The sequence below is a fragment of the Paenibacillus sp. SORGH_AS_0306 genome (genome assembly GCF_030819345.1).
GTDB classification, from domain to species: Bacteria; Bacillota; Bacilli; order Paenibacillales; family Paenibacillaceae; genus Saccharibacillus; species Saccharibacillus kyungheensis.
In genome coordinates, this window is sequence record NZ_JAUTBP010000001.1 from 4,375,960 (window position 1) to 4,389,007 (window position 13,048).

Genomic DNA, 13,048 nt, shown 5'->3' on the forward strand with positions numbered 1-13,048 from the left:
TTTCCTCCTGTTGTCTATGTTCCATTTTGATCATTCAGACTTCTTTTTTAGCATATCGGGTTGGTACGATAAATCAACTTACAATACTGTAAGGTAGACGTAAGCCAAATCGATAGTACACATAGCTAGTTGGTTAGTAAAGTAGATCGTAACATCTCTATATGAAAGGAACTATCATTATGCGTAACGGAACTAAGCTTTTACTATTTGTACTTACGATAGTTATCTTGCTTGTGATCACATTGGTTAGTCAATTATCTGAGAAAGATCTGACCAAACTTAATCCGTTGATTCCTAAGCAAATCTATTATGTACAAGTTCATAATTCGTCTTCTAATACTTCATCCTCACAGGATGCAACTGTCGAATACACATTACCCGCATGGGATGACAAAGGAAACCCTCAAACGATTACATTTTTCGGGATGCATTCATTACGTGAAGGTGCTTATCTCCAATTAACACTAAAAAATCAACAAGTGCTATCTTATAAGGAAATTTCTTATGAACAGATTCCCACAGTAGTCCAATCCTATTTTCGTCGCTAACTATTTATTCTACCATTGAGATCTACGTCATCTCATAACAGGTTGCCAGTCTATAAATAATTAGAATACTTCTTTTATGTAAAAAAAGGACTCTCTTTTCTTCGTGTTTGCGATAACATGAAATAGAAAAGAGTTCTTTTTAGGTTAAATAATACCGATGAACTGTAGGTAAGGAGTGAATAATCATGCAGACTATTTTGATTGTCGAAGATGATCGTAAGATTGCCGAATTATTGCAATCGTATATTGTGAAATATGGCTACCATGTTATTGTAACCACAGACTTTGAACATGTGCTACAACAATTTCAACAAGAGCAACCGGATATGGTACTTCTGGATGTGAATCTCCCCAGTTATGACGGATATTACTGGTGTCGTCAGATTCGTGCCCATTCTATCTGTCCGGTGATCTTTATTTCGGCGCGTGCAGGGGAAATGGATCAGATTATGGCTCTGGAAAATGGAGCCGATGACTATATTACCAAACCGTTTGATTATGGTATCGTCATGGCCAAAATTCGCAGTCATCTACGGCGTGCTTACGGAGAATATGCTTCCAAGCACGAAGAGATTATTTTGCATAAAGAAGGATTATCTTTATACCCTGAACGGCTTGAACTTCATTACAACAACCAGAGCGTATTATTAACGAAAAAAGAAGCTGATATTATCGAAAGTCTGATCGAACGCCATCCACGGGTAGCTAGCCGGGAAGCGTTACTTGAAAAGTTATGGGACGATCAGACCTATGTCGATGAAAATACACTGAACGTTAATATCACTCGTGTACGCAAAAAGTTTCTTGATCTGGGTCTATTGGATGCGGTAGAGACGGTGCGCGGCATCGGTTATCGACTGTATATTTCGTGGAATCAGGATGATGGATTATGAAGCTTTTTTTGAAAGAACATGCGCTGTTAATCGTTATTCAGATTATTCAATTTAGTGCCGTTATGAGCATTTATTGGTTAGACGGATATCGAAATGTTGGCCCTGCTCTGTATTCGATTATGTTAGGGCTGTTTTTCTTAGGTGGATATTTATGTTATCAGTATTACAGCCGTCGTCATTATTATCGGCGCTTACAGGAGCCTCTACTCTCATTAGATGATTCGGTTCAGCAGTTAGATCAAGCTCCTGTCTCAGAAGCATTAGAACAATTGCTACGCCAGCAGTATCGATACTACCAACAACGCCTTGCTACGATTAATCAACAACAGCAAGAGCATTTAACATTTATGAATCAATGGGTACATCAGATGAAGACACCTTTATCTGTGATCGAATTAACAGTACAAGATGTGGATGAACCTGAATTTGCAAGTATTCGTGAAGAACTGGAACGGATGAGTTCAGGGCTGAATACGATTTTATATATGGCACGTTTAAGAACATTTGAACAGGATTTTCATATTCGCTCGATCTCGTTATCTGAAGTAATCCGCGAAGTGGTGCAAGAACATAAGCGTCTCTTTATTCGCAATCAAGTGTATCCTGATGTGCAGATCAAAGACGGTGATCTTTGGACAGAATCGGATCAGAAATGGCTCTTTTTTATGGTTTCCCAACTGGTCGTCAATGCGGTCAAATACTCGGCACACACCACCAATAAAGTGATTCTTTCTTCATATATTGCAGATCATCAAGCAGTGATCGAAGTACAAGATTATGGAGTAGGAATTCCAGCTTCGGATATAAAGCGTGTATTTGAACCTTTTTTCACCGGCGAAAATGGTCGGCATTTCCGCGAATCAACAGGTATGGGCTTATACCTAACGCATGAAGCGGCTCAGCGGCTAGATCATCAGTTGGAGCTAGAATCTACGGTAAATCAAGGTACAACAGTGCGTATTCTTTTCCCATCATATCAGCGTTAATGCTATCTTACAGCGCTGTAAGGTGATTGAAAGAGAAATCGATAGTTCCTTTAATCGGTTCTATCTATACTAAACGTATCGAATCAATCACCGAGGGGGATAAGACATGTTACACGTTAATCAGGTTAGCAAAATATACGAGGGCAAAGTCACTTATCAAGCGTTATCGAATATTCAATTTACGATCGAAGATGGTGAGTTTGTCGGTATTATGGGGCCTTCAGGTAGTGGTAAAACAACACTGCTTAATATGATTGCCACTATTGATGAACCGACCACCGGAGAAATTTTGATCAATAATCAGAATATCAATCTTTTGAAAAAAAATGATCTTGCTACATTTCGGCGGCGTGAACTTGGATTTGTTTTTCAAGACTTCAATCTACTGCATACCTTAACCGTAGAAGAAAATATTGTACTTCCTTTGACACTCGATGGGGTAAAAGTCAGTGAAATGAAAGAAAAAGCGGCTATTATCGCTGATAAGCTCGGTATCACAGCAATTATGAATAAGCGTACTTATGAAATTTCTGGTGGACAAGCACAACGTGCCGCTATAGCGCGTGCAATGATTCATACGCCGCATCTTTTATTAGCGGATGAGCCGACAGGTAATCTGGATTCCAAGTCTGCTCGTGATGTGATGGAACTACTGGAAACGATCAATCAAGAACAACAGACAACAATGATGCTTGTCACTCATGATCCGCTTGCTGCTAGTTATTGTCAGCGTGTAATCTTTATACGCGATGGCAAATTGTATACCGAGATTCACCGTGGGGAACACCGTCAGACGTTTTTCCAAAAGATTATCGATACGTTATCACTGCTAGGGGGTCACGCTAATGACATTTCGTCAATTCGCGTATAACAATATCGCCCGTAATAAGCGGTTGTATGCCGCTTATTTTCTAAGCAGTATGTTTACAGTTATGGTCTTTTTTACGTTTTCGATTTTTGCTTATCATCCAGCGCTCAATCAAGGTACGCTGAATCATGGTGCTGCTACTGGACTATCTGCTTCCAAATGGGTCATTTATGTATTTTCATTCTTTTTCGTACTTTATTCGATGAGTTCATTTCTACGTTCCAGACAAAAAGAATTTGGATTATTAATGATGCAGGGAATGTCTGTAGGGCAACTACGCAAGATGGTATTTTTGGAAAATATGATGATCGGATTTGCCTCGACACTGGGCGGTATTGGACTTGGACTTGTATTTGCTAAAGTCATTTTACTGCTTGGTGAACGGATGATTATTCTAGAAGAACCGTTACTATTTTATATCCCTTTGCAAGCAATGATCGTAACGTTTATTTCATTTATGATCCTGTTTATGTTGATTTCGTTATTTATTACATTTGTGCTACGTAATCGCCAATTAATCACTTTAATCAAAAGTAATCAGACTTCCAAAGGTGATCCTAAATCATCCATCTGGTTATCAATGATAGTCGTTTTATTGATCGGGATTAGCTACTTTGTCTCCTTAACTGCTTCCGGAGAAGAAGCGATCTATTTACTATTCCCGGTTATTATTATGGTCAGTATTGGAACGTATTTGTTATTTACACAATTAAGTGTCTATATTATTCATCGCTTAAAAGCACGCAAATCGCTATTCTGGTACAAAACAAATATGTTGTTATTTTCGGATCTGGCTCATCGAATGAAAGATAATGCTCGTACCTTTTTTCTTGTCGCGATTGTATCAACTGTTTCTTTTTGCGCGATTGGTTCATTGTATGGTATTCAATCTGTCTTAATGTCCAATACCATTTCATCTAGTGCTTATCCGATGACTTATTTTTCTACAGAAAAAGATAGTACACGAGCTCAACATATTCAGTACATTGATGATGCTTTAAATACACATCATATTGATATGACTACTGCTGAATTACATCTATTGCGTTATAAAATTAATGATGCTAAAGATAACGTCGCACTTGTCAGTCTTGCTGATTATAATCGATTTGCTAACTTGTTAGGTGAACCTACTCTTACTTTACCGAATCAACAAGCCGTCATTCGCAACACATCTACGGTTGGAGATCGCTCTAACAACGATCTGTTACATCAACAGATTACGTTAGAAAAAGGATTATCTATTCAGATAGCCGATCAATCCGTTACGACTCAAGTCATTCCACTGGTTATAGATTATATTATTGTACCTGATACCTTTTATCAAAAACTTCAACACCCTTATGCTACCAATCAGATTACTGTATGGAATGGATCTGTAGAGCAATCGACTGCTATACAAGTTGCTACAGAAATTCAGCAGTCCGTTAAGCCTTATGAAGCTGATTATCAATTTTTCGCTAAAGACTATGAAGTCTATATGCAAAAGAAAGAATTAGGCTTACCTCTGTTTATTAGTTTGTTTGTCGGGATTGTCTTTTTTGTCTCCGCAGGAAGCTTCTTATACTTCCGTCTATACAGCGATCTGGAAGAAGACAAACAGAAATTCAAAGCGATCTCCAAATTAGGATTGACAACCAAAGAGTTACACAAAGTACTCAACTGGCAGATTGCATTACTGTTTTTCGCTCCGATCGTCGTGGCTTTAGTTCATGGAGCTGTAGCGTTAACAACATTATCGAATATGTTTAACTTTTCGCTTGTAAAAGAATCCAGTATGGTGTTAGGCATATTTTTATTGATACAGATTATTTACTTCTTTATTGTGCGACACTTTTATATAGGGCAAGTGAAATCCGCTTTGCGTTAATAAATCATAAAAAAGCATCCTGTTTATCTACAAATCTCTGTAGTATAAACAGGATGCTTTTGGTTTTTAGTGATCTTTCATTTCAGCCCATAGATAGTACGATTATGGAGTGACTACACCTGTTCCACCATATTGAGCAATCGTTGATTGTAATGTACTTCCACTGTCCAGATTGTAGGTGTAAGGTACACTGGTTAAGCTTCCAACTTGTCCAATCGTATTATTTCCACTGCTTACATACACATTGTTACGCTCTACCACATATCCATCGATTCCTTTTGTTTTGGTCGTCATAATCGGAGTTTTAACATTGTTAAAGTAATTCCCTTCTACAAGAACCTGAGCTCCGATACGTGAATTGACGCCTGTTTCTGCATTTTCATAATAGTTGTTGTAGATATGCCCTGTTCCAAAGCGTAAAGAAGGTAAGCGAGAATTGGTATTTACAAATGAATTATGATGATACGTCACATGGAACTTACCTGTATCTTCGCTAGCATTGTTATCACTATGCCCTACAAGCGATGTTTTGAAATGATCATGGAATTTGTTCCAGGAAGCAGTAACGTAGTCTGATCCGTGAGAAATATCCAGTAATCCATCATAATAATCTTTGTCATGAGACAGGTCACTCGATAGATCATTATGATCTACCCATACATGATTAGAAGCTTGTACTGTGATGGCATCGGTTCCGGTTGCTTTGGAAATATTTAAATTTTGGATAATGACATTACTGGAGTTTTTAACACGTAATCCGCCACCGGTTAAGCCTGAGCTTTTGCCTACACCTACTACTGTTTTATTAGACGTGATATCGACTTGTCCGCTTAGATTAATCGTACCGTTGACTTTGATAATATATTTACCTGATGCAGTACCGTAATTTTTTAACGAAGCTAGATCACTTACTGTAACGGTTGTTCCTCCTGCCCCACCTGTTGTCGATCCGCTGACTGTCGCATATCCTTTTATCGCAAAGTCAGGTGCTGCTGAAGCAGGTGCTATTAAAGCTAAAGAAGTGACAACGCCCAGACAAAGTGCCATGATCGATTTCTTGTTCAATACTTTCATTAACTATTTTCCACCTTTCAAATGTGAGATAACAACCTGGCATCAGCATAAGTTTATTTGTAAATAATTACCATATAAAAATAAAGAATATGATAATAATGAAATATAAATGTATCAATATTCCTTTAATGTTAACGTTTACATTTTAAAAGTAGTAAGAAAACGAACAAAAAAAGAAGAAGATCCTCTTATCCCAACAGAGTATCTTCTTCCCTTTGATATAGAATTAAATTGAAATATCACTATTGATTACTAATATTATATTACGATTCACTTTGTGGTTGAAATGAAATATTAATTTCGACGATCTCTGAACGTGTTCCTATGCGCATCGGTGTTCCCCAGAATCCATAACCTGACGATACGATCGAATGCAGTTGCCCTTTTTGCAAATAGCCCCAATCATTCTCATAGATACGCTTCGTGATCAAATACGCTGGAGCCACCTGTCCACGATGCGTGTGACCGGAGACAACAAGATCGGTTCCTAATTTCTGCTCAGCATCTAATTCATACGGTTGGTGATCCATCACAATAATCGGCTTCGAATGATCGACCGATTCTAATAATTTCGCTAATTCTGCACGTGGACGATCACTGTAATCTTGACGACCAACCAGTGTAATCCCATTATCCAGAACTGTCGATTCATCATAAAGGATATTCAGATCACTATCATCTAACACCTGAATCAGATTAATCCCTTTTTCAAAACGATCATGGTTCCCAAGAGACGTGTATACAGGGGCTTCAATCCCTTTCAAAATCTGCGGAATATTTGTTTTCACAAAGTACGGTAAATTATCATCGATCACATCACCTGGAAATAGCACCAGATCAGGCTTTAATTCGTTGATCATTTTCACCATTCGTCTAGCATGCGATTCATTGGACAATACACCGAAATGGGTGTCTGATACCATAATCACTTTCATATCCTGCTTGCCTGTAACTGGCTTATCAATCGTAATATCATAATTACGTACCACCGGACTGTACGCATTGAACATGCCTACACACGCTACAATTACAAATACAAACAGTGTAGTCCATCCCGCCCATACAATTACTAAATGTTGAGATAAAGAGGTAAAACGAGTAATAAGTACACCTAGATTCATGATCGGTAACCATAAGACTAAAATATATAACACCATAAACCAGACAGCACTAATGATTTTAATTGTTATACTTTCACGTACCCAGAAGTTCAAAAAGAATGAATAGGCTAAAACAACCAACACCGCAACAAAGATGTATCTCACAAAATGATGATCTGGCAAAATCTGTCCAAACCATACCCAACCATTCCATCCCATATACAGCAAGATCAAATTATAAACAATAAAAATAATGATTCCTATTAACAAATAAATTGACTCCTATCTCTGTTGTATAATGATTACTTTTTGCTTGTAACTATCTCTATATAAGTATATACGATATACAATCATGTACCAAATGATAAAAATAGTATAAAACTATTCTTACGCAAAAAATACGTAATTAAGATGTATTAAACGTAAATACATAACTAAATAGATTTGATTTTACTACCCACTTAGCTATAAGAGGTTATGATCTGTGTCTGAATTACTCGATCCCAAAAATGATTTTTTATTCAAACACATTTTTGGTAGTAAAAAGAACAAAGATGTATTGCTGAGACAGTCCATTAGTGAATTGGTTATTATTTCTTAAAGGTACTGATCCATCATATTGGGAGGTGCTATCTATGAATAAACCTGAATTAAAAAAAGCGATGACTACTCTTGAATTTTTAAGTCAGGATCGCGAAGCACGTATGCGGTATGAAGCCCGCCAGAAATTGCTGCATGATGAAGCTTCACTTGTTGACTCTGCAATGGCAGAAGGCGAACGTCGTGGCGTAGAAGCTAGTTTTCAAAAAGGAATCGAACAAGGTATAGAAAAAGGAAAACATCAAGCACTGTTAGAAATGGCTCGCAATATGCTTTCCTTAGGATTAGATATTGAGGTTATTGCCAAAGCAACAGGTTTATCTCAAGAAGATATTCGCTCTCTATCTTGAGTCTACAATTCAAAACTGTATTGTTCTCTATAATTTAGCTTTAGATTCGTAATATAAGTAAAAGCCTATCATCGCGATAGGCTCTTTTTAACTTTATTTCAGTGCTTTGTGCACTTTCAACAATTTACCTTTGACAGTAGTATCCTTCATCACTTTCAGTACATGAGGGCCTTTGCCATTCAGAATCTCTACATAAGTCACATTATCCTGAATCGTAATGATCCCAATATCTTCAGCCGTTACGCCTTCGATCCGAGCAATCGTGCCTACAAAATCGACTGCACGTAATTTTTTCTTTTTGCCACCATTAAAATACAACTTCATGATTTCTTTGTTCAATTGCTCACTTTTGGCAGGTTTGCGTTCTGCACGAATTCCCATTTTACCCTCAAATGCTTCACGCGCACGATCCACCTCTGTCGCTTCAGGTGCTTCTTTGTGCGGAATCGCAAATCCGATATAGTCTTGAATTTCACGCAAAAATTTATCTTCAAATGGAGTGACAAATGTGATCGCTAGACCGCTTTTACCTGCACGCCCTGTTCGTCCTGTACGGTGCACATAGCTTTCTTTTTCCAGCGGTAGATCATAGTTGATCACATGTGTAATATTGTCGATATCGATTCCGCGAGCAGCCACGTCGGTTGCTACTAAATAACGGAATTGTCCTCGTTTGAAATCTTCCATTACAGCAAAACGATCTTCTTGCAACATCCCGCCATGAATCTTCGCACAAGTATAATCGTTCGCTGTTAATCGTTCACTCACCATGTTTACATTATCTTGAGTACGGCAGAAAATAATACAGCTATCTGGATTCTCAACAACCGTAATATCTTGCAACAGATTAAACTTATCTGCATCTTTCACTTCGTATAATGCATGCTCTATCGTTGCAGTCGTAAGCCCTGTCGCTTGAATCTCAATATGCTCCGGCTGGCGCATATGACGGTGGCAAAGACGTTCGATATCTTGTGGCAACGTTGCCGAGAATAGCAATGTAGTTCGGTCTTTCGGCAATGCTTTGATAATATTTTCAACCTGTTCTATAAAGCCCATATTTAACATTTCATCGGCTTCATCGATAATCAGAAATTCTATTTTGTCCAAAGCCAGTGTACCCCGCTGAATATGATCCAATACACGTCCAGGTGTACCAACCACAACATGACTTTTTTGCTTCAATTCCAGTGTCTGCTTGGCATAAGGTTGTTTTCCATAGACTGCGGTTGCTTTGATGCGCTTAAAGCGTCCGATATTAGTAATGTCTTCTTTTACCTGTGCACGCCAGCTCACGTGTCGGGGTGAGGACCAACGCTTGTGGTTTGTTCTCATTCCAGTCTACTAACTCGCACAACGGAATACCGAACGCAGCCGTTTTACCGCTACCTGTCTGCGATTTCACGACTAGATCTTGACGTTCCAACGCAACAGGAACCACTTTTTGTTGTACTTCTGTAGGCTGGGTGTAGCCCAGTTGCTGTAATGCTTTTAAAATATCTTCACTTAATCCATACTCTTGAAAATTAGACTGACTCATGAAATACCTCTTCTTTTTATAAATTAACATGCTTTTTCATTTCACTAAGCATGCTGAATAATGAACATAAAATCGCTTCAACAATAGCACAAATAGATCGCTTGCCTGATCGTATACATTTTTACTCACTCTATTCAGTATACGCTATATTGGCAGGTAACATCTGAGAAAATAGCAAAAAAGACGTAGCTTACTGCTCAAATTCAATAATTTTTATATTTCGTAAAAGTTCTTCTAGTTCATGTGTGACTTTATCCCAGATCACAGTCGCTTCTTCCACCAATACCTGTTCACGTTCATCCTGATGATGCTCTAGTTGGATGGATATACATAGTATTAATGTTCTGTCTGCAAAAGAGCGTAACAGGTCTGGAACAGTAGATATACGATCTGAAGAATTAGACAAGTCTAATCGGTTAAAATAATAATCCATCTCTTCGGATAATTTACTGCGTATCTTGGTCGTATCTGTTCTAGATAAATCTGCATCCTGAAAAGCTAATTCGATCGCTGTCGTCATCATATATCTTGCTTCATACATATTCAGATTGTATTGTCTTTGCTGGATATGTAGTAAAACTGCTACTTGCAATGCAGTCAGACGGAACCAGTACAGCTCTGCATATACTGCACCCAATTCCCTTTTAGAAAATAATACAGAAGATGTATTACAGATATGTAGTGATTCTATTTGAGGCCAACGAATAATTGTTCGAGCAACTTGCCGTATCGCTTTACCCAAATGTATACGACTTGGTGGTTGATCCATAGTAAGCACATCCCCTTCCAGTAAGTAAATTAGAGGTAACCTACACCTCCTTACCCATTTCACTGTAAAAGAAAAATAAAATCTAAAGCATCTATATAACAAACGATTTTACAAATAGCAAAAAAATATGTATGATAGATATATCGAGATAATTCGATATATCTATCATACATAAAAAGGAGTGGATTTCTGTGCGAAACATTAGAGTTTATCATGTCGACGCTTTTACAGATCAACCGTTTACAGGGAATACCGCAGGGGTCGTATTGGATGCAGAACAACTAACTGGAGAAGAAATGCAACAGATTGCAAAAGAACTTAATTTATCTGAATCTATCTTTTTACTTCCTTCAGATCAAGCAGGTATCGATTATAAAGTCAGATATTTTACACCGACTGACGAAATTCCTTTTTGCGGACATGCCACTATCGGATTAACCTGGTTACTAGCTACAGAACTTGGATTATCTCAGCAACAAGATGGAGTCGTTCTAGGAACCGGAGCAGGTGCTATTCCAGTCGTCTGGCATCAAGAAGAAGGTCGTGTACAACGGGTTGAAATGACTCAGATCACTCCGCAAATCAAAGCGTTACCTGTAGACTTACAAGCAATTAGCGAAATGGTAGGCATTCCTGTCGATGCGATAGATCCTGCTTATCCAATCCAATTATCCCACACCGGTAACTGGCATTTATTGATTCCTGTACATAGCCAACAAGCCATAGACCAAGCAACACCTGACCTTACAGCACTAAGTAAGCACAATAAAGAACACCAGATTGCCACAACTCATTTATTTACGTTTACTCCGGATGCTGAGGACGATTATGATTTGTACACTCGTGATTTTGCACCCGCTATCGGGATCGCTGAAGATCCTGTAACAGGCGCAGCCAACGGTGCTTTGACCGGATATTTATATCTCAATCATATGATTCCACAAGATCAGATAACACAGCTCAAAATTGCGCAAGGGCGTGCTATCGGTCGTCCTGGATTTCTATACGTACAAGCGATCCCAAATGGAGATCATCCAATTATCAAAGTAGCAGGTACTGCAACGATTACGATTCGAGGCACATTAGATATCTAATGATAGATAGTAAAAAAGCAAAGTCTTTAGCTATTGCTAAGACTTTGCTTTTTGAATAAATGCCTTGTAGATCAACGGGTCAAATCTAACACCATAAATTCCTCATCCCAATACTGACCTTCATATTTTAGTGCATTGCGTTCGAATCCATATACGATAAATCCTAGACTCTGATATAGTTGCTTGGCTGCACTATTATTAGATATAACGGTTAAATGTATCTGCTCTAGCCCGTCAAATAAACGTGCTCTTTGGACTAACTCTGTGATCAAAGCTTTACCTAGCTTTTGACCTCTAGCTTCTGGCGAAACGTACATCGCATAGATATTGCCTTTATGTATCGTTTTGGCATTACTTTCTCTTATAAAAGTTACCATTCCTACAAGCTCATCCTGATCAAAAGCACCTAATGTGAATCGATTATTAGAATATTGAAGCTTATGTTGTACATCTTCTATCGGTTTGGAGACTTCACTATCATATGTAACTAAAAAAGCTTCGGGATTTTCTTGTAATGACCTTAACCTAAGTTCACGATAAGGTACTGCATCTTCAGAAGTCAAAAGCCTAATATCCATCTTACAACCTCCTATACTTATATAAAAAAACAAAGCCTTTAGAAAATCTTTGGCTTTGCCTTTTGAACTACAATTATACGATTCTAATTTCCAACAGCTTATACTTGAATGTTCCCATAGGCGCTTCAAAAGTAATCGTGTTACCAACTTTTTGTCCGATCAACGCTTTACCTAGTGGGCTTTCATACGATAATTTGTTGTTAATAACGTCTGCTTCAGCAGGTCCGACAATCTGGTATTCGATATCTTCACCGAACTCCAAATCATGTAGGAGTATAGTAGAACCAATACTGACTTTGGAAAGATCCAGGTTATCTGCATTGACCACTTGTGCATTACGTAGCATTTTTTCTAGAATAAGAACGCGTGTCTCCATAAAAGCTTGATCGTCCTTCGCTGAATGGTATTCACTATTCTCTTTCAAATCTCCGTAACTGATAGCAAGCTTCAAACGTTGCGATAACTCTTTACGGCGTGGCCCTTTCAGTTCTTCAAGCTCATCTTCCAGCTTTTTGATACCTTCACGGGTCAAAATAATTTCTTCGTGTTCCTTAGCCATATGCGCTCAACTCCCTCATTTAACAGTATACGCTATATTGGCACACTTTCGTTACTTTAATTGTAAAATAAAGTGATTAAATTTATAAGATATCTAAGTTGTATACAAATAAAACGCATACATTGGTTAAACATCAACTTTCATCCTTATTGTATTGCTCTTGATAAAGACAATGTACCAAAAAAGCTAAATTCTATCTCAACGCTCGAGAAATGAATT

General features: G+C 38.0%; 11 protein-coding genes and 2 pseudogenes. 7 read left to right on the plus strand and 6 right to left on the minus strand.

What is annotated here, in order from left to right; all coding sequences use genetic code 11:
* The first annotated feature begins 179 nt into the window (after nucleotides 1-179).
* From QE450_RS19340 to QE450_RS19360, 5 genes are all read left to right on the plus strand, one after another.
* Nucleotides 180-548, plus strand: a complete 369-nt coding sequence (locus tag QE450_RS19340; RefSeq protein ID WP_307301430.1) for a YxeA family protein — start codon at nucleotides 180-182, stop codon at nucleotides 546-548.
* Between the two features lie 185 nt (nucleotides 549-733).
* Nucleotides 734-1,441: a response regulator transcription factor gene (locus QE450_RS19345; RefSeq protein WP_273614137.1), complete on the plus strand. Its 708-nt coding sequence runs from the start codon at nucleotides 734-736 to the stop codon at nucleotides 1,439-1,441.
* On the plus strand, nucleotides 1,438-2,427 hold the full coding sequence (locus QE450_RS19350) for a sensor histidine kinase (protein ID WP_307301433.1): 990 nt from the start codon (nucleotides 1,438-1,440) through the stop codon (nucleotides 2,425-2,427). Before QE450_RS19345 ends, QE450_RS19350 begins: the two co-directional genes overlap by 4 nt.
* A gap of 106 nt (nucleotides 2,428-2,533) precedes the next feature.
* Entirely contained in the window at nucleotides 2,534-3,298 is a 765-nt protein-coding gene (locus tag QE450_RS19355; protein ID WP_274171452.1) for an ABC transporter ATP-binding protein, read from the plus strand.
* The gene (locus tag QE450_RS19360) at nucleotides 3,273-5,165 is read left to right on the plus strand and encodes an FtsX-like permease family protein (protein WP_307301437.1); all 1,893 of its coding nucleotides are present in this window, start codon (nucleotides 3,273-3,275) and stop codon (nucleotides 5,163-5,165) included. Before QE450_RS19355 ends, QE450_RS19360 begins: the two co-directional genes overlap by 26 nt.
* A 102-nt stretch (nucleotides 5,166-5,267) precedes the next feature.
* Here the strand turns inward: QE450_RS19360 and QE450_RS19365 are convergent, their stop codons facing one another.
* The gene (locus tag QE450_RS19365) at nucleotides 5,268-6,239 is read right to left on the minus strand and encodes a pectate lyase family protein (RefSeq protein WP_307301439.1); all 972 of its coding nucleotides are present in this window, start codon (nucleotides 6,237-6,239) and stop codon (nucleotides 5,268-5,270) included.
* Nucleotides 6,240-6,502: 263 nt separating this feature from the next.
* Nucleotides 6,503-7,609, minus strand: a complete 1,107-nt coding sequence (locus tag QE450_RS19370; protein ID WP_307301441.1) for a metallophosphoesterase — start codon at nucleotides 7,607-7,609, stop codon at nucleotides 6,503-6,505.
* A 305-nt stretch (nucleotides 7,610-7,914) separates the two neighbouring features.
* Here QE450_RS19370 and QE450_RS19375 point away from each other — a divergent pair.
* A pseudogene (locus QE450_RS19375) lies at nucleotides 7,915-8,289 on the plus strand (Rpn family recombination-promoting nuclease/putative transposase); the annotation flags it as partial.
* Nucleotides 8,290-8,382: 93 nt separating this feature from the next.
* Here QE450_RS19375 and QE450_RS19380 read toward each other — a convergent pair.
* Both QE450_RS19380 and QE450_RS19385 read right to left on the minus strand, forming a co-directional pair.
* Nucleotides 8,383-9,829 (minus strand): annotated as a pseudogene (locus QE450_RS19380) (DEAD/DEAH box helicase).
* Between the two features lie 190 nt (nucleotides 9,830-10,019).
* Nucleotides 10,020-10,598 carry a hypothetical protein gene (locus QE450_RS19385; RefSeq protein WP_307301443.1) on the minus strand — a complete coding sequence of 193 codons (579 nt, stop codon included), beginning with the start codon at nucleotides 10,596-10,598 and terminating at the stop codon, nucleotides 10,020-10,022.
* 191 nt (nucleotides 10,599-10,789) lie between these two features.
* On the opposite strand from QE450_RS19385, the gene QE450_RS19390 reads away from it, so the two are divergent.
* Nucleotides 10,790-11,692: a PhzF family phenazine biosynthesis protein gene (locus tag QE450_RS19390; protein ID WP_307301445.1), complete on the plus strand. Its 903-nt coding sequence runs from the start codon at nucleotides 10,790-10,792 to the stop codon at nucleotides 11,690-11,692.
* A 71-nt stretch (nucleotides 11,693-11,763) separates the two neighbouring features.
* Here the strand turns inward: QE450_RS19390 and QE450_RS19395 are convergent, their stop codons facing one another.
* Entirely contained in the window at nucleotides 11,764-12,270 is a 507-nt protein-coding gene (locus tag QE450_RS19395; RefSeq protein WP_307301448.1) for a GNAT family N-acetyltransferase, read from the minus strand.
* A gap of 73 nt (nucleotides 12,271-12,343) precedes the next feature.
* The gene (gene greA / locus QE450_RS19400) at nucleotides 12,344-12,829 is read right to left on the minus strand and encodes a transcription elongation factor GreA (protein WP_273614148.1); all 486 of its coding nucleotides are present in this window, start codon (nucleotides 12,827-12,829) and stop codon (nucleotides 12,344-12,346) included.
* Nucleotides 12,830-13,048 lie beyond the last annotated feature (219 nt).

Bases quoted from the DNA above. Each gene is read 5' to 3' on its own strand.
- QE450_RS19360 (WP_307301437.1), top strand. From the start codon at position 3,273: ATGACATTTCGTCAATTCGCGTATAACAATATCGCCCGTAATAAGCGG.
- greA (WP_273614148.1), bottom strand. From the start codon at position 12,829: ATGGCTAAGGAACACGAAGAAATTATTTTGACCCGTGAAGGTATCAAA.
- QE450_RS19350 (WP_307301433.1), top strand. From the start codon at position 1,438: ATGAAGCTTTTTTTGAAAGAACATGCGCTGTTAATCGTTATTCAGATT.
- QE450_RS19340 (WP_307301430.1), top strand. From the start codon at position 180: ATGCGTAACGGAACTAAGCTTTTACTATTTGTACTTACGATAGTTATC.
- QE450_RS19365 (WP_307301439.1), bottom strand. From the start codon at position 6,239: ATGAAAGTATTGAACAAGAAATCGATCATGGCACTTTGTCTGGGCGTT.
- QE450_RS19345 (WP_273614137.1), top strand. From the start codon at position 734: ATGCAGACTATTTTGATTGTCGAAGATGATCGTAAGATTGCCGAATTA.
- QE450_RS19385 (WP_307301443.1), bottom strand. From the start codon at position 10,598: ATGGATCAACCACCAAGTCGTATACATTTGGGTAAAGCGATACGGCAA.
- QE450_RS19355 (WP_274171452.1), top strand. From the start codon at position 2,534: ATGTTACACGTTAATCAGGTTAGCAAAATATACGAGGGCAAAGTCACT.
- QE450_RS19395 (WP_307301448.1), bottom strand. From the start codon at position 12,270: ATGGATATTAGGCTTTTGACTTCTGAAGATGCAGTACCTTATCGTGAA.